Origin of the sequence: Lacibacter sp. H407 (assembly GCF_037892605.1) — a bacterium.
Classification (GTDB): Bacteria; Bacteroidota; Bacteroidia; order Chitinophagales; family Chitinophagaceae; genus Lacibacter.
The window spans coordinates 3,061,763-3,079,219 of record NZ_JBBKTU010000001.1; the positions used below are offsets into that span (position 1 = coordinate 3,061,763).

Annotated in this window: 14 protein-coding genes, 1 tRNA gene and 1 riboswitch; of the genes, 14 read left to right on the forward strand and 1 reads right to left on the reverse strand. The window is 41.2% G+C overall.

Annotated elements, in window-relative coordinates; translation table 11 throughout:
• Positions 1-31: 31 nt before the first annotated feature.
• Genes WG989_RS13315 through WG989_RS13325 form a run of 3 tightly spaced genes read left to right on the forward strand, consistent with a single transcriptional unit; the run spans position 32 to position 2,236 of the window.
• Positions 32-1,021 carry a D-alanine--D-alanine ligase gene (locus WG989_RS13315; protein WP_340430052.1) on the forward strand — a complete coding sequence of 330 codons (990 nt, stop codon included), beginning with the start codon at positions 32-34 and terminating at the stop codon, positions 1,019-1,021.
• A gap of 21 nt (positions 1,022-1,042) precedes the next feature.
• Positions 1,043-1,876 carry a PASTA domain-containing protein gene (locus WG989_RS13320; protein ID WP_340430053.1) on the forward strand — a complete coding sequence of 278 codons (834 nt, stop codon included), beginning with the start codon at positions 1,043-1,045 and terminating at the stop codon, positions 1,874-1,876.
• 51 nt (positions 1,877-1,927) lie between these two features.
• Positions 1,928-2,236: a rhodanese-like domain-containing protein gene (locus WG989_RS13325; protein WP_340430055.1), complete on the forward strand. Its 309-nt coding sequence runs from the start codon at positions 1,928-1,930 to the stop codon at positions 2,234-2,236.
• Between the two features lie 79 nt (positions 2,237-2,315).
• On the opposite strand, the gene WG989_RS13330 is transcribed toward WG989_RS13325, so the two are convergent.
• The gene (locus WG989_RS13330; protein ID WP_340430056.1) at positions 2,316-4,745 is read right to left on the reverse strand and encodes a TonB-dependent receptor; all 2,430 of its coding nucleotides are present in this window, start codon (positions 4,743-4,745) and stop codon (positions 2,316-2,318) included.
• Positions 4,746-4,804: 59 nt separating this feature from the next.
• Positions 4,805-4,925, reverse strand: a riboswitch (TPP riboswitch).
• A gap of 104 nt (positions 4,926-5,029) precedes the next feature.
• Between WG989_RS13330 and WG989_RS13335 the strand changes: the two genes are divergently transcribed.
• The 11 genes from WG989_RS13335 (at position 5,030) to WG989_RS13385 (ending at position 17,359) form a co-directional block, all read left to right on the forward strand.
• A complete protein-coding gene (locus tag WG989_RS13335; RefSeq protein WP_340430057.1) occupies positions 5,030-5,752 on the forward strand; it encodes a head GIN domain-containing protein in 723 nt (240 codons plus the stop codon).
• Positions 5,753-5,776: 24 nt separating this feature from the next.
• Entirely contained in the window at positions 5,777-6,505 is a 729-nt protein-coding gene (locus WG989_RS13340) for a head GIN domain-containing protein (RefSeq protein WP_340430058.1), read from the forward strand.
• A 103-nt stretch (positions 6,506-6,608) separates the two neighbouring features.
• Positions 6,609-6,680, forward strand: a tRNA-Met gene (locus tag WG989_RS13345).
• A gap of 120 nt (positions 6,681-6,800) precedes the next feature.
• Positions 6,801-7,670: a GTPase Era gene (gene era, locus WG989_RS13350; protein ID WP_340430059.1), complete on the forward strand. Its 870-nt coding sequence runs from the start codon at positions 6,801-6,803 to the stop codon at positions 7,668-7,670.
• A gap of 95 nt (positions 7,671-7,765) precedes the next feature.
• Positions 7,766-9,076: a ribosome biogenesis GTPase Der gene (gene der, locus WG989_RS13355; protein ID WP_340430060.1), complete on the forward strand. Its 1,311-nt coding sequence runs from the start codon at positions 7,766-7,768 to the stop codon at positions 9,074-9,076.
• A 56-nt stretch (positions 9,077-9,132) separates the two neighbouring features.
• The gene (locus WG989_RS13360; RefSeq protein ID WP_340430061.1) at positions 9,133-9,438 is read left to right on the forward strand and encodes a hypothetical protein; all 306 of its coding nucleotides are present in this window, start codon (positions 9,133-9,135) and stop codon (positions 9,436-9,438) included.
• A 194-nt stretch (positions 9,439-9,632) separates the two neighbouring features.
• The gene (locus WG989_RS13365) at positions 9,633-10,208 is read left to right on the forward strand and encodes an RNA polymerase sigma-70 factor (RefSeq protein ID WP_340430063.1); all 576 of its coding nucleotides are present in this window, start codon (positions 9,633-9,635) and stop codon (positions 10,206-10,208) included.
• A 62-nt stretch (positions 10,209-10,270) separates the two neighbouring features.
• On the forward strand, positions 10,271-11,392 hold the full coding sequence (locus WG989_RS13370) for a FecR family protein (protein WP_340430064.1): 1,122 nt from the start codon (positions 10,271-10,273) through the stop codon (positions 11,390-11,392).
• Positions 11,393-11,630: 238 nt separating this feature from the next.
• The gene (locus tag WG989_RS13375) at positions 11,631-14,885 is read left to right on the forward strand and encodes a TonB-dependent receptor (RefSeq protein WP_340430065.1); all 3,255 of its coding nucleotides are present in this window, start codon (positions 11,631-11,633) and stop codon (positions 14,883-14,885) included.
• A 54-nt stretch (positions 14,886-14,939) separates the two neighbouring features.
• Positions 14,940-16,460 (forward strand): RagB/SusD family nutrient uptake outer membrane protein, encoded by a 1,521-nt coding sequence (locus WG989_RS13380; RefSeq protein ID WP_340430067.1) that lies wholly within the window; start codon positions 14,940-14,942, stop codon positions 16,458-16,460.
• 44 nt (positions 16,461-16,504) lie between these two features.
• The gene (locus WG989_RS13385) at positions 16,505-17,359 is read left to right on the forward strand and encodes a LamG domain-containing protein (protein ID WP_340430068.1); all 855 of its coding nucleotides are present in this window, start codon (positions 16,505-16,507) and stop codon (positions 17,357-17,359) included.
• The last annotated feature ends 98 nt before the right edge of the window (positions 17,360-17,457 follow it).

The following is a 17,457-nucleotide window of genomic DNA, read 5'->3' on the forward strand; positions in this document are numbered from 1 at the left end:
AAATAAAACCATCCAGTTGATGAATCAACCAATGAACATAGCCCTTGTAACGGGCGGGTATAGTGGCGAATCGGTGATCTCTTACAAAAGTGCCACAACCATTTATAATCATCTCGACAAATCGAAATTCAATGTTTATGTAATTGATATCACCAATGAAGGTTGGTTTTACAGTAACAATGGAAACCACCAGGCCATTGTTGATAAAAATGATTTCAGCATAACGATCAATGGAAATAAGATTCTATTTGATTGTGTATTTATTGGTATGCACGGCACGCCTGGCGAGGATGGAAGATTGCAGGGGTACTTTGATGTATTGGGTTTGCCGTACACATCCTGCAGCGCTGCCACATCAGCCATTACATTCAACAAGCGTTATACAGTTGCAGTAGCAGCTTTTGCCGGTATCCATGTGGCGAAAAGTGTACACTTGTTCAAACACCAACCAATTGATGCAACTTCGATCGATCTGCAGTTGCCTGTTTTTGTAAAGCCAAATAACGGCGGCAGCAGTATTGGTATGAGTAAAGTAAGTAAACAGGAACACCTTGCGGATGCTATTCAAAAAGCATTTAATGAAGACGACCAGGTGTTGGTGGAAGAAATGATCACAGGCCGGGAGTTCACCATTGGAGTATTTAAACATAAAGGCGAAATTATAGCCATGCCGATGACGGAAGTGAAAGCCGATGCCGATATGGAGTTTTTTGATTTTGTTGCCAAATACCAGGGGAAAAGTACCGAGATTACACCGGCTGATGCCAGCGAGGAGATAGTTAGAAAAGTGAGTGAAACAGCCAAAAAAGTATATGCAGTATTTAATTGCAGTGGTGTAATACGCATCGATTTTATCTACAATGAAGAACGGAACGAACCGTTTATGTTGGAGATCAATACAGTGCCCGGGCAAAGCGATGCCAGCATTGTGCCGCAGCAGGTAAGGGCAATGGGATGGAAACTGGACGATTTTTATGCAGCCCTGGTTGAAGAGTCATTGGCCGATCATACATCACGATAGTTGTCACTAAATTCAATACCCGTGTTTCAATTTATTACGAACCGTTCTTTTTTTGTCAACCTCCTGATAGCCATTGTGCTTGGGTTAGCTGTGTTGTTTATCTTTTTTCAGTTGCTCGACAGGATCACACAACATGGCAAGTACATCAAAGTGCCTGAAATAAAAGGCAAGCATGTTGATGAAGCAAGAAGATTATTGGAGGAGCAGGGTTTCCAGGTAGAAGTACAGGATAGTGTTTACTACGATACGTTGCCCCGTTTGTCGGTGGTAAAACAATCACCATTACCAAATGAGTTGGTAAAAATTAATCGTACTGTTTATTTAACGATCAATCGCTCCGAAGCTCCATTGGTAAGTGTTCCCAACTTTGTTGGACAAACCTATCGTAGTGTACTTCTTCAATTAACAACATTGGGATTGAAGTTGGGCGATACAACATCCCGTCCCGATTTTGCAGTTGGTTCTGTGTTGGAGCAAACGTATAATGGAAGGGTGATCAATGCAGGTACAAAAATACCCATGGGAAGCCGCATCAGTTTAGTGCTGGGTGGTGGCGTAAAACAAACAGAATTACCGGTACCCGTTTTGCTGGGTCTTACATTTGCAGAAGCAAAAGTATTACTGGAGAGTAACGATTTGTTATTGGGTGCTGTAGTGGTGGATGGTGAAGTGGCCGATAGCTCAGCTGCTTTTGTGATCAGACAAAGCCCACCGGCTCGTGATGATGAAGGGAGGCCGATACGTATACGTGGCGGACAGTTGGTGGATCTTTGGATCAGTATGGATCGTTCAAAGATCGACAGTATCCAACGGCCAAAACCGGTAACTGAGCAACCCGTACAAAACGAATATTAAAACAAGCATTTAGCAAATAACTGCAAACAACAACAATCAAAATACAGAGCGATGAAAACCATTACTGCTGAAGAGTTAAAAGCAAGAATTGATGCCGGTGAAACATTAAATATTGTAGATGTGCGTGAGCCACATGAACATGAAGAGTTCAATATTGGTGGCACGTTATATCCACTTGGCCGCATTATGTCGATGGATGTAGATGAGCTGGAAAGTTTGAAAGATCAGGAAGTGATCTTTTATTGCCGCAGTGGTAACCGCAGCGGACAAGCGTGCATGTTTGCCGAAACAATGGGCTTTACCAATGTGATCAACCTTACAGGCGGAATGTTGAATTGGAGAGAAAAGTACAGTGTATGATCAGTAGATATATTTTATAAAAGAGAAGGCGCTTATTTAAGCGCCTTCTCTTTTATAAGACCTATGAGGTTTGCTGATTTTAAAACTTCAAATTGATCCCAGCCATAAAGTTTCGTCCTGCCATGGGGTAATAAAAGTTTTCAGTAATTGTTTGTGCTCCATAAATATAACTGTACGTATATCCGTTTGTTTCATACAGCATGTTCAAAACATTGTTCAACTGAAATGTAAGATTCAGTTCTTTCAGCTTTTTAAAGCGGAATGCATAATTCAAACGCAGGTCGGTCACAAAAAACGGATCAATGCTTCTTGCTTCACTACCTGTATTATCAAGATACTGACGGGATACATATTTATTCAACAAACTGATCTCTCCATTTTTCACCGGAATAAAATTCAACGTAACACCTGCAATAGTTGCAGGAGAGAAGGAGAGTGGTGTTGATTTAAAGAATGTTTCTTTCTGCCCACCGTTATCATAGTCGTCAACAAATTCGGTGAAGTTGAGAATACGGTTATCGCTCAGCGTTAGGTTGCCTGCAGCATTAAACCATGCGGTTGGTTTTACAGTTACCTGCAGTTCTACACCTGCTCTGTAACTTTTCGGAATATTGATTCGGTTGTACGCTCCCACATCATTCACCTTGCCGGTAAGTACCAGTTGATTGTTGTAGTACATGTAATAACCCGTTGCACTCAAGCTGTAAGTTGGTTGCCGGTGTTCAATGTTCAACTCAAGATCATAAAGCGTTTCATGCTTTGGTTGTTGCGCAACGCCTGCTTCAAAATCATCACGATTAGGTTCTCTGTTTCCGATGCTGAATGATGCAAAGCCAAGCCAGCCCTTACTGTCGGCATACGAAATACCTAGTTTCGGATTTATAAAACTGAAATCATTACCCGATTGTAACGTTGGGTTTTTGCGGAATCCGCTGATGCTGTGTTTTACATAACGGTATTGAAGATCAGCAAATGCTTCCCAGCGTACACCTAACCTGCGTTGATACTTTGTATAAATATTGAAATCGTTTTTGAATGCTTCCAGATCATACCAGCGATAGTCTTTTTCAACCGGCACTTCGCTCCAGATCACTTTTCCGTAATGCAATCCTTTGTAGCGTGTAAATGCACCACCAATCGTCAATTGATCAGCATTGCGTTTGTATTGGGCAGAGAACGTTGTTCCGTAAAACCAATTATCTAACCACAACTGACGAACAAGATCTGATGCTACAGGTGCAAGACCATAATCATCCAGTGACTCTTTCACTTTATATTCTTCATAATACCCACGTCCACGGGTTAAGAAGAATGCCGTATTCATATTCCAGTTACTATTCAACTCCTGATTAAAGAATAATTGATAATGATCCTGCTGATAATTATCGGTTTGATTATCGTACAGGAAATAATTGTAGCTGCGGTTATTATCTTTCCGAAACAGATTGAACGAATCGGCAGCGGTAAAATAAGTTACACCAAGGTTGTTATAATAGTGCTCCAGCAGTTTTGCATCATCACCTTTCAACTTTGCTTCCGGAATTCCGTTCCAAGCCTGGTATGTTTTTTCAGTACCGGTGATCGCATTAAAACGGATGGATGTTTTGTTGTTGATATAAGCCGTAGAGAAATACGCTGATCCAAGATCGGATGCACCCCGTTCAATAAATCCTTTACTATTGATGAATGATAATCTTGCATCGAGTGTTACGTGCTTACCAATTAATCCCGAGCCAACTTTGATAGTTTGACGAAATGTATTGAAGCTGCCAAAACCATTGTTGATCTCTGCATACGGCTGCTCGTTAAACTCATTGGTGCTGAGGTTGAGCGTGGCACCAAATGCACCTGCGCCGTTGGAAGATGTACCAACACCCCGTTGTATTTGAATGGAGTTTACCGATGAAGAAAAATCGGGGATGTTCACAAAAAACAAACCTTGACTTTCCGCATCATTAAAAGGAATCCCATTCAACGTCATGTTGATACGGGTAGCATCCGTACCACGAATGCGGATGCCTGTGTAACCAACTCCATTTCCAGCATCGGAGTTCACAACTACCGATGGCGTTTGATTGAGAATGAAGGGAAGGTCTTGTCCCAGATTCATTTTCTCAATTTCTTTTTCGTTGAGATTGGTTTTGGCAAACGGCATACGGTCGCCTGCACGAATGGCACTTACTTCAATCGGTTTCAAAAACAAAGGCTGTAGCTGTAACTCTGCATTTACGATCGTTTCTTTTTCTGAAACAGTAATGGCCTGTTCAAACAGTTTGAATGCAACGGTACTGATCTTCACCACATAATTTCCTTTTTGCCGTAGCGAAATGGAAAAGCGGCCTTCGTTGTCGGTTTGTGTAAATCCATTGCCTGGAATTTCAACAGTAGCGCCGGCAATTACTGCATTGCTGTTGTTTTTTTCTGTCACTGTGCCACTCAGTTTGTACTGAGCCACTGAAAGCTGTTGTGATACAATCATCAACATTCCCAGCATCAATTTTTTCGTCATCATTTACTTTTTACAGTTAAAAATTGAGTCGGAAATGCTGCGAAACGAAAAGAGGAAATATAGAAAGGAACCTCCTTCCCTGCGCAGGCATTACCCTGATCAGGTTCTACGGGTTTGATCTCAGCCTCCGCAGCATGTACTGGGTCCTTGTACACGCCGGAAGCACCCCGGGGAATCTGCGTCAAAACCGGCTTCGCCGCTTTTTGACGGGGCAAAGATAAATTCTTTCAGGTTTGCTGTAACATTTTCCTTTCAATGACCGTATCATAAAAAACAGAAAATTTATGCAAAAGTGGATATTCACCCTGTTTACCTTATCAATCGTCCTGTTTGCAACTGCACAGGAAACAAAAATCGAAGACCCCAACGCCGAAAAAAGAACCATTAAGCCGTTTCATTCTGTCAAAGTAGGAGATGGGATTGACCTTTATTTATCTCAGTCAACCGAAGAAAGCGTGGTGGCCAGCGCCTCCCGTGAAGAATACCGCAACCGTTTAAAAACGGAAGTGGAAGACGGGTTGCTGAAGATCTATTATGATCGTGAATCCTTCTCCGACTGGACAAGCTCGGGCAAAAAGCTGAAAGTGTATGTTTCGTTCAAAACATTGAACAAGCTAACCGCTTCGGCAGGCAGCCATGTAAAAGTTCAAGGAATAATCAAAGAAGAGAATTTGAATTTGTTTCTGCGTTCGGGAGCACAATTCACAGGGAAAGTTGACGTGAGCAAATTGCTTGTGGAAACAGAAAGCGGAGCAAGTTCTACCTTGACCGGTTCAGCAGGCGAGTTTCATATCAGCGCTAACAGCGGCGCCCGAATGAAGGCATACGATCTGGCAGCGGGTAAAGCCGATATCCGCTCAACAAGCGGTGCCAAAGTTGAAGTAACCGTGAATGATGAAATGAAATTGTATTCATCAAGCGGTGGTAGTATTCATTACAAAGGCAAAGGGAAAATCAGCGAAGTAGGCACAAACATTGGTGCTGTTATTCGTCGTACAGATAGTTAATCAATATTTAAAACCTTATTTCAAATGAAAAAGTTTATTGTATCGATCGTATTGATGTTTGCAACTGCATCAGCTTTGTTTGCGCAGGATGTGATGGTGATCAATGATAAAAATGCAGAGTCACGAACTGTAAGTGGATTTCATGGCATTAAAGTTTCCAATGCGTTTGATGTGATCATTAAACAGGGAAATGAAGAAGCTGTAGTTGTAAGTGCCAGCGAAGAAAAATTCAGAAGCCGTATCAAAGTAAACGTGGTGAACGGCATCCTTCAGATTTCGTACGATAATGAAAACGTATGGAAGTGGAGTAATGAGAACAAGCGATTAAAAGCTTACATCTCTGTAAAAAATATCGACAAACTCGATGTGTCTGGTGCAAGCGATATTAAAATTGATGGTGTATTGAATGGAACGAATCTGAAAGTTGATCTGAGTGGTGCATCCAGTTTAAAAGGAGCTATCCGATATACAAGTGTTACTGTAGATCAAAGTGGAGCATCTAATTCAAAATTATCAGGTGTGGTAACTAATCTTGATGTGGATCTGAGTGGTGCCAGCGATTTTACAGGGTTTGATCTCATCGCAGAAAATTGTCGTGCAGAAGCTTCCGGCGCATCAGACGTAAAGATCACTGTGAACAGAGATCTGAAAGTGGATGCAAGTGGAGCAAGTGATGTGCAATACAAAGGCACAGCTTCCATCAGCGATTTCAGAACAACAGGAGCATCCAGTTTAAAAAAGCGTACAAAGTAAGTTTCGACAGATATTCCGATGATGAATAAAGAGGCAGAAAAAAAAACTTCTGCCTCTTTGTTTTGGGTGCTATACAAAATACCCTTACTTTTGCCGTCCAATCCGCGAAGTAGAGCAGCGGTAGCTCGTCGGGCTCATAACCCGAAGGTCGGGAGTTCGATCCTCCCCTTCGCAACAAAAGGCCCGTTAAAGGGCCTTTCTTATTTTATTCACCCGGTGGTTCCGCAATCAACAAACAGTTTTATCTTCCAGATCATTGCTTGTAGCTTGCAGCCAGCAGCTAGAAGCTTTTTTTATGAAAGTTGGATTTGTAAACATATTTGGTAAGCCCAACGCCGGGAAAAGCACATTAATGAATGCGCTGCTGGGTGAGAAGTTGGCAATTGTTTCATCGAAAGTGCAAACAACCCGTCATCGTATCAAAGGCATTCTTACAACAGCCGATTACCAATTGGTGTTTTCTGATACGCCGGGCATCATTGATCCCAAGTACAAGCTGCAGGAAAAAATGATGGGTAGTGTAAAAAGTGCATTGGAAGATGCAGATGTAGCGTTGTTGCTGGTTGATGTGAAAGATAATTGGCAGGAAAATGAAGACCTGTTTACATCGCTCCGGTTAAAAGTGCCTTCGATTGTTGTATTGAATAAACTCGATCTTGTTGATACTGCTAAACTCGAAGAAGCGAAAGCTTTTTTTGAAGGAAAGCCGTACTGCAAAAAAGTAGTGACCATTTCAGCATTGTCGGGCATCAATAAAAAAACATTCATCAATCACATACTCGAATTTGTTCCGGTAGGAGAGCCCTTCTTCGAAGAAGATCAGCTAACGGACCTCAGTACCCGCTTTTTTGTAGCGGAACTGGTACGTGAAAAAATATTCGATCTATTTTCAGAAGAGATTCCTTACCACACAACCGTTATTGTAACAGCTTACGAGCAAAAGCAATCGTTGATCAAAATCTCCGCCGACATTATTGTGAACCGTGAAACCCAAAAAGGAATTCTGCTTGGCACAAAAGGGGAAATGATCAAAAAGCTGGGTTCACTGGCACGTGTGGACATTGAAAAATTCGTTGATTCAAAAGTATTCCTTGACTTGTTTGTAAAAGTGCGTCCCAAGTGGAGAGACAGCGATCTTTTTTTGAAGGAGTACGGGTATAATTAATCATTTTTTATTTACCGGCAAGTGCACTGCAACAGGCAAGGATTCCCTTGCTTTCTGTTTAATTCAGTACCTTTGCCAACTTTATTCGTTTTATTATGGCAGGTTTTACAGTAGCAGTTGTTGGTAGGCCCAATGTGGGAAAGAGTACGTTTTTTAATCGTTTATTACAAGAACGTAAAGCGATCGTGGACGACGTTAGTGGAGTTACACGTGATCGTCAGTACGGTGTTGCCGACTGGAATGGCAAATCGTTCAACCTCATCGATACGGGTGGTTTTGTTCCCGACAGTACAGATATTTTTGAAACAGAAATACGCAAGCAGGTGAAAATTGCATTGGATGAAGCCAATGCGGTAGTGTTTATGTGTGATGCTGCAACCGGCATCACCGATCTGGATGAAGCAATGAGTGATGTGCTCCGCCGTACAACAAAGCCTGTATTTCTCGCAATCAACAAAGTAGATAATCACGAACGCTTAATGGAAGCCAGTGAGTTTTATGCGTTGGGTATTGAAAAGATTTTCTTTATCAGCAGTATGACGGGAAGCGGAACAGGTGAACTGCTGGATGCAGTTGCTGAAATTATTCCGGATGATCAGGCAGAGATTGAAGAATCAACTATTCCGAAAATTGCCATTATTGGTCAGCCGAATGTAGGCAAATCATCGTTGCTGAATTCGTTATTGGGTGAAGAGCGTACTATTGTAAGTGATATTGCCGGTACAACAAGAGATACCATTCATACACACTATAATCTTTTCAATAAAGAATTTATTTTAATTGATACTGCAGGTATCCGTCGTAAAACAAAAGTGAATGAAGATCTGGAGTTTTATTCCGTGATCCGTGCCATTCGTGCAATGGATGAAGCCGACATTTGTATGTTATTGCTTGACGCAGAAAAAGGAATTACACAACAGGATCTCAATATTTATTCATTAGCTGTAAAGAAAGGCAAGGGTATTGTATTGCTGGTAAACAAATGGGATCTTATAAAAAAGGAAACCAATACGGCCCGTGATTATGAAAAAGAATTGAAGCAACGTTTACTTCCTTTTAATGATGTGCCTATTCTGTTTGTTTCGGCTGTTGAAAAAACACGCATCATGCAGGCGCTTGAAGTTGCTTTGCAGGTAGTGGAAAACAGGCAACGTAGAATCTCTACATCGGAATTGAATGAAGCAATACAAAAATCACTCAACTCTTATCACCCACCGGTAGTAAGAGGTGTTCCCATCAGTATCAAGTATGTAACACAGTTGCCGACACCTGTTCCTTCATTTGCATTTTTCTGTAACCATCCGGATGATATCAAACAACCGTATAAAAATTACCTGGAAAACCAGCTACGTCAGGCATTTAATTTTACCGGAACGCCCATGCGTTTATTTTTCCGTAAAAAATAAGCATCATTTTTGTTTGCAAAGAATTGAGTAAATACATTTGAAACAAAAAAATTCGTATGAAAAAAATACTTCTTGTTTTATTAGCAGCTTCATTATTTGTGGCTTGCGGTGACGAACAAAAATCTGACAACGAAAAAGCCGAAACATCTTCAGAAGCATCTGAGGCAGCTGAAGCAATGGACACCAGCAGCCTGATCGATAAAGGACAGGAGAAGATGAACGAAGCGATAGATACATTGCAAAGCAAAGGCGGAAAATTGCTTGAAGCAGCCGGTGATACATTAAAGAAAAAAGTAGTGGAACCAATTAAGGAAGATGTAAAGAAGGCAGGTGAAAAAATTAAGGAAGCAATAAAGGAATAAGAATACGCATACTATAAGTGGAAACGGGTTGTCAGTTGGCAAACCGTTTTTGTTGAATATATTTTTTGGATGAGGTAACTGGATTAAAACAAAGCGGTTTTTCAATGGCCAGAAATTAATGAGTGAAAACACTGACCATAATCAGTTTGGCAATTATTGAAAAATAAAATTAATTTACATTCAATTACTTGCTTTTGCTAAACGATAAGTCATATAAAAGTGTGCGGGACCTCCAGCGTAGAATTGCCATTTATGAAGATGAAGCGGCCTACAAGGAATTATTTATGATCCTGTTCCATTCACTCACCCGTTTTGCAACGGGCATTGTTCATTCAAAAGAAACAGCTGAAGAAATTGTATCGGATGTTTTCATCAGCATCTGGAACGACCGTGCCCGGCTGAATGAGATCGAAGACCTGCAACTCTATATTTTTATAGCTGTAAAAAATAATGCAATCCGCAAACTGAAACAGCAAAACAAACGGGTAACCATTTCGATCGATGAAATTGATGTGGAAATGGACTCACTCTATCAAAACCCGGAAGACCAGGTCATGTCGTCTGAAAGTCTCCATCACATTGAAGCGGCCATCAATAGCTTACCCCCGAGAGCAAGGCTGGTTTTTAAATTGGCCAAAGAAGATAAGATGCGCTATAAAGAGATCGCTAACCTGCTCAACATTTCCGTAAAAACGGTCGATAACCAGCTTGCCATTGCCTTGAAAAAGCTCGCACAGGCCGTTGGAACTCCTTTTCGAAAGAAAAGTTAAAAAAAGTTAACTATCCTTTAGGGGATTTCCTGCATTCCATACTCCTTACCTGTATACCAATCATGAACAGAGACAAAATCTGGCATTTACTTTCCCGAAAGTTGACTGGCGAGGCCAGCGACGAAGAATTATTTGAATTGCAGCAGTTCTGCGATCAGTACCCCGCCCTTTCAAGGCAAATGGAAACCATGCAGCAAATTTGGGATCAGGAAGTTGACGAAGACAAAGACTACCTCGAAGCAACCTACCATCTGCATTATGAGAAAATGAAAGCACTTGGTATAGAACCCCGCCACATTGATGAAGTTGAGCAGGAGCAAAGCGATGTAACTGATGAAATATCTTTTTTAAGAAGGAACCGTCGCAAACTCGTTGCCTTTGTTACGCTGGCTGTTATTGTTACGGTTTCATTGTTTCTGATTATACCTAAAAAAGAAACAGCTGCGGCAACAGCAGCATCCGATGTAACCGTTCCAAAAGAAGTGGTTACAAAAAACGGTACCAGTACAAAATTCACATTGCCTGATGGATCAACTGTTTGGCTGAATGCGGGTAGTAAACTTGATTATACCAAGATCGGCGAATCGGGCAACCGGGAGATCTATCTTACCGGAGAAGCTTTTTTTGATGTAGTAAAAAATCCGAAGCGTCCTTTTATTATACATACATCCAGCATTGATGTAAAAGTATTGGGTACAAGGTTCAATGTAAAAGCTTACCCCAACGATAAAACGGTTGAAACAAGTCTGGTGCAGGGAAGCGTAGAGGTGTTTGTGAAAAACAGACCGGGTGAAAAATATTTGTTGAAGCCGAATCAAAAACTGGTTCTGCTCAATACGGTTGATGCTGCAGCAAATGAATTGGCAACGCCGGATATAAGACCAAATCTCAACCTGCCGATCATTGCCATTAAGCGCCTTACCTATACTGAAACCGATACAGTAGCCATTGAAACATCGTGGACACAAAATAAATTGGTATTTAAAGATGAAGCGTTTGTTGATGTAGCGCAGAAAATGGAGCGTTGGTACGATGTGAAGATCATTTTTCGAAACAAGAAACTGGAAGAGGAATTGCTGAATGGTGATTTTCGAAAAGAAACACTCAGCCAGGCGCTGGAAGCATTACGCTTCACCACCGATTTTAAGTACCGGATAGAAGAAAAAACTGTGATTATTTTTTAACAACCCCCAAACTGCAACTGATTATGACCCAACATCAAAATTCTTCATAAGAAGCGGCAAAAAAAACGGGAAATGCGCCAACATTCCCCGTATCAGTAGTACATTTTTCTTTAACCTGGAAACCGGTTGCTATATAAAAAAAACGGTTTCCTACTTTATACTACCAAAGCTTAAAAGTATGGAAAAAACGACTTCGATTGCTAAGGCACATCGTGCCTTCCAAAAGCCGCTATTGATTATGAAACTAACGATCCTGCTGGTTGTTGTGTGTACGTTTCAAGCTACTGCAGGCCTTAACGCACAAACAATTACACTAAAAACGCAAAACGCTGAAATTGCCCAGGTGCTCAACAGCATCCAAAAACAGGGAGATTTCAGGTTCCTCTACAATTCAAAACTGAAAGACCTCAAACAAAAAGTATCCGTTGATTTCGAAAATCTTGAGATCAAAGATGTGATGCGGCAATTGTTTGCAGGCACAACGCTTACGTATGTGCAACTTGACAACAACCTGGTTGCCATCCGATCTTCAAATCCGGCAGAAAAAGATCTGCGTGTTACAGGTAAAGTAACCAACGAAGGTGGAGAAGGGGTTGCTTCTGCTTCTGTAACGATCAAAGGAACGGCGCAGGGAACTGTAACCGACATGAACGGAAATTTTGCGTTAACTGTTCCTGAAAATGCAGTGTTGGTGATTTCTGCAATTGGTTATGAAGATGTGGAAGTGAGTGTAAATAACCAACAGATCATTAACGTTAAATTACAACAGGTAACGCTTAAAATGGATGAAGTAGTTGTAATTGGTTATGGTGCTGCCAGTAAGCGTGATTTAACCGGATCAATTGTAAAAGTTTCCGGGAAAGACATTGCTGATAAACCAAACATCAACCCAATGGCATCGTTGCAAGGACGGGTTGCAGGTTTGTACATTGTAAACAGCGGTACACCCGGTGCTCAACCTGATATCCGTTTACGTGGTACTTCCAGTTTTGGTCAGGTTCGTCCGTTATATGTTGTTGATGGAATTCTGAACGACAATATCGACTTCCTCAATCCGAACGATATTGAATCAATTGAAATATTAAAAGATCCGTCTTCACTCGCCATCTTTGGTATTCGTGGTGCTACCGGTGCCATTGTAATTACTACTAAGAAAGCAAAGGCGGGACAGATCAATATCAACTTCAGTTCAACAGTAGGTTTAAAGCGCCTTGTTGATCGTATTGATATGGTGGATGCAAATGGATTTAAAACATTGTATGATGAAGAGCAGGCGAACAACGGCGTTCCTTTACCAGAGCGTTTCGATTATAGTCCATGGACCGGTAATACTGATTGGATTGAAGCAATGACACGTACTGCTTTCTTCAACACCAATAACCTGAGTGTAACCGCAAGTACCGAAAAGAATAAATTTTACATGGGTATTGGTTATGCTATTGATGAGGGTGTGGTAAAGAATGAGCGTTTAACCAAAATGTTCATCAGCATCAACGATGAACTGAAAATTTCCAAGAATATAAAAGTTGGTTTTACTTTGAACAGCATGCGCCAGCGTCTTCCTTTCAGCCAGGCGAATGGTTTGTTGTTTGATGCAAGAAGAATTTTGCCGATCACCCCGGTGCAAAATGCAGACGGAGATTATTATGATCTGGCAATACAAGGTGGTCAAATGGCCAACCCGGTTATGAATCTTGAAAACAAATGGGATAAAGAAAACAGAATTGAATACAGAAACGTAGGAAGTGTGTACACTGAGTTCAATTTCTTCCGCCATTTCACTTTCCGTTCTACGTTCTATGCAGATATGTCGAATCTTGATTCAAGAACCTACGATCCGCTCATCAGCAGATATAATCCTTTGATCGATTCTACATTTATTCCTGCCAACTCGCTTACAGCTGTTTCACAAAGCAATCAACGCTGGAGCAAGTTTCAACAGGATCATGTGATCACCTTTAAGAAAGATTTTGGTGAACATGGTCTTACTGCAACCGCAGGTTTTACAACACTCGAAGAAAAATACAGAAGTGTTTCCGGTAACGTTCGTCAATCTCCAACCGGTGCACCCATACCTGATGATCCACGTTTCTGGTACACCAGCAATGGTTTTGGCGATCCACAATCATTACGTGGAGGATCTGATCAGTGGGATCGTGCAAACGCTGCCTTCCTGGGAAGGGTGTTGTACAATTATGGTGGAAAGTATTTATTGAACGCATCGTTCCGTCGTGATGGTTCTTCTGCATTCCCGAATAACAAATGGAATAATTTCTATTCTGTAGGTGTGGCCTGGGAAATAACACGTGAAGATTTCATGACCAATCAAACGTTCTTTGACTTTCTGAAGATCAAAGCATCAACAGGTACATTAGGAGTACAAAATACATTAGGTATTCCTTATCCGGCTTATCCAACCATCAGGTCTGGTAACTCTGCCATCTTTGGAAATTTCCAGGTAGCATCTAATTCAAGAGAATATGAAGCTGCCCGTAATTTGAACTGGGAAAAAATTGCAGCGAGTGAAGTAGGGTTTGAAATGTATGCACTAAAAAACAGATTGTATGTGGAAGCTTCTTACTATGTAAGAAACACAAAAGATCTGCTTGCATTTGAATCAAATCCGTTAACGGGTAGTCGTTTAGGAAATATTGGTGGTGTAAAGAACAGTGGGTTTGAAATTACATCGAGCTGGACACAACAACTTTCAAAAGATGCAACACTTACCATCAGTGGTAACCTTACAACGTTTAACAACAAAGTAGTGGATTTGCCTGCCGACGGTCGTTTGAATGCAGGTGAAGAGCGTCCAAGTGTAACCGAAGTTGGATTCCCGATCGGTTATTTTTATGGATATGTTGTAGAAGGAGTTTACCAAAGCTATGCGGATAAATTAGGATCACCTACTGTGGTTGGTTACGATTATCAACCCGGTGATTTGAAATACAAAGATGTGAATAATGATGGTAAAATCGATGCCGATGATCGTACAATGATTGGTAACCCAACACCTGATTTCATGTACGGATTGTCTACCAACTTCAAGTATAAAAATTTTGATGCAGGTATCGATTTTCAGGGTGTGTACGGAAACGAAATTTATCGCTACTGGGGAAGTTCAGAATTACCTTTTACAAGATTTAATTATCCAACCTTCCGTTTAGATCGTTGGACTGGTGAGGGCACTTCTAACTTTGAACCTGCAGTATCAAGCCGTCCGATTAATCGTTTGCCATCAACATACGGTGTTGAAGATGGAAGCTTCTTCCGTATCAGAAATCTGCAGGTAGGTTACAACCTGAATGCAGATGCATTACGGAAAGTAAACATCAAAAGCTTCCGCATTTTTGCCAACGTACAGAACTTAAAAACCTGGAAACGCAATTCAGGTTATTCACCTGAATTTGGCGGTAGCCCAACTCAGTTTGGTATTGATGACGGAAACGGACCAATACCGGTTATTTATACAGCGGGTATAAATGTGAACTTTTAATAAACAGTTTTAATGAAACGCTTGTTAATAAAAAAACTAAATAAATCAGAACCTATGCGTACAATCAAACAAATGACGTGGGTAGTACTGATGAGTATTACTACACTGGTACTATTTGCCGGTTGTTCAAAGTTCCTTGATCGTAAGCCATTACGTTCTACATTGGACGATTTGAACGAAGGTGGTTTGGAAGGACAGATCTACGGTTTGTATGGAGCGATCCGTAATGAGAATGTTGCCGGTCAGGCATTCGGCGGTATTCCCTGGATGGCTATGCACAACTTCCGTTCCGATGATTCGGATAAAGGAAGCAGCCCTGCTGATGGTGCTGATTGGGAATTGATCCACGACAACTTCCAGTATGTGAAAGATCATTGGAGCGGTACTATTTATTGGGAGCAGCATTATTCTTTAATTGCATTGACAAATACAGCATTGCAAATTGCAGATTCACTGCAACTGAACACGCCGCCCGATCTGATCAATATTGGCGAAGCAAAATTCTTTCGTGCAATGGCGTACTTCAATTTAGTACGTGTGTATGGTCAGGTGCCGAAAATTGATTTTCGTGTGTACAATCCAATTGATGCAAGAAGACCAAAAGCATCTGTAGCCGAAATTTATGCGTTGATCGATGCAGATCTGCAAGCTGCTATTGCAAGCCTGCCTTCCGATTGGAACAATGCCAGCGGAAACAATCGTTTCCCCGGCCGTTTAACCAACGATGCAGCAAAAGCATTGCATGCAAAAACTTTATTGTATCGTGGTCGTTGGGCTGAAGCATTATCGCTTTGCCAGCAAGTGATCGCTACAGGAAAGTATGGATTGGCTGATGATTATTTCAAAACATTCGGCGACGAAGGCGAAAATAACATCGAATCAATTTTTGAAATTCAATCCGATCAGGGTCCGCAATATACAGGTAGCAGTGCAGGTGAACCATTCTCATGGTTTGGTATTTGCCAGGGTGTACGTGGTTCTGCAGAATGGGATCTGGGCTGGGGCTGGAATGTACCAACTGCAAGTTTAGTAAATGCTTATGCCGCTGGTGATAAACGTAAAGACGGAACAATTTTATTCTCTGGTCAATCAGATGGTATTTATGGTCGTGTGTTACCTGCATATCCTGCAGTGTTGCCACGTGCATACTGGAATAAGAAAGTGTATCCAAATCCAGCAACACAATCAGCAAAAGGTCAGCGTCAGGCAGGTTGGACCAATCAGAAAATACTTCGTTATGCAGATGTATTGCTCATGGCAGCAGAGGCAGCAAACGAAGTGGGTGGTGCAGGTAATGCTGCACTGGCTGAAGATTGGGTAAATCAGATCAGAACAAGAGCCGGATTAGGCGATGTAACGTTTACAACACAGGCAGCTATGCGCACAACAATTCAGAACGAACGCAGATTTGAAATGGCATTGGATGGAGAGCGTTTCTTCGATCTGGTACGTTGGAATCTTGCTTCAACTGTATTGGGACCTTCAGGTTACCAGAACAGACATCGTTACTACCCGATTCCACAATCTGCAATTGATGCAGCAAATGGCATATTGGTACAAAACCCCGACTATTAATTGTTGAATAATTAAATTATTATTTACTTAAAAAAACTATTCTTATGTCGAAAAATAAATTTCAAATTCTGTTCACAGGTCTTGTGTCATGCATCCTTTTATTTTCTGCATGTCAGAAAATGAATCGTCCCGGCTTGGGTGATTATCCAAAAGATACCAACCCTCCCGGCGGGCCGCTTAAATTTTATGTAGCGTTCGATGGAACAACTGCCAATCCATTAATGAATGCGGTTGACAGTATTCGTGCAAACTTTGCCGGTGATAATCCATTGGCATCAATTGATGGTGTAAGTGGGAAGGCTGTAATGGGTGAAAATAAAAAATTCATCAAGTATGCAAAGCCAAATGATTGGGCAGAGCAATCAAAAAGTTTCAGTATCTCATTTTGGTATAAAAGAAACGGACAAACAAAAAACAATGTCGGTGGAAATGGTCCGGAATATATCATGAGTTTTAAATCAAGCAATGGCCATTGGTCAGGTGCAAGTCTCCTGGTATTTCTTGAAGGAAGCAATACAGCTTGTGCTGTAAAAGTGATGATCGCTGATAAAACAAATGCTGATAGTTGGTTTACATGGGAAGGTGGTCAAACCATTGCCGGTATCTTAGACAATAACTGGCATCATGTTACACTTACCTATAATAATACTAACAGTACAATGATACTTTATGTGGATGGTGTTGCAAACGGCAATACAAAAACATGGGGTAATCATGGTGATATCAATTTTGATGGCAGCAAGATCACTGAAATGCGCATAGGTGCAGGTCCGGGTACAGGTTACGATACAGACGATTGGTTAAGTTCAACCTTTAAAGGTGGAATTGATCAGATCCGTATGTATAGTTCGGTGTTAACACCGGCAGAAGTTACCGGACTGTTTACTTCAAAAAAATAGAAGCAGTCGTTTTTAGGTCATAATCAAGACGGGGCTGCATATTCATGCAGCCCTTTTTTCAACTGAAACACTTCAGCGTTTCACTCTACGCATTATAT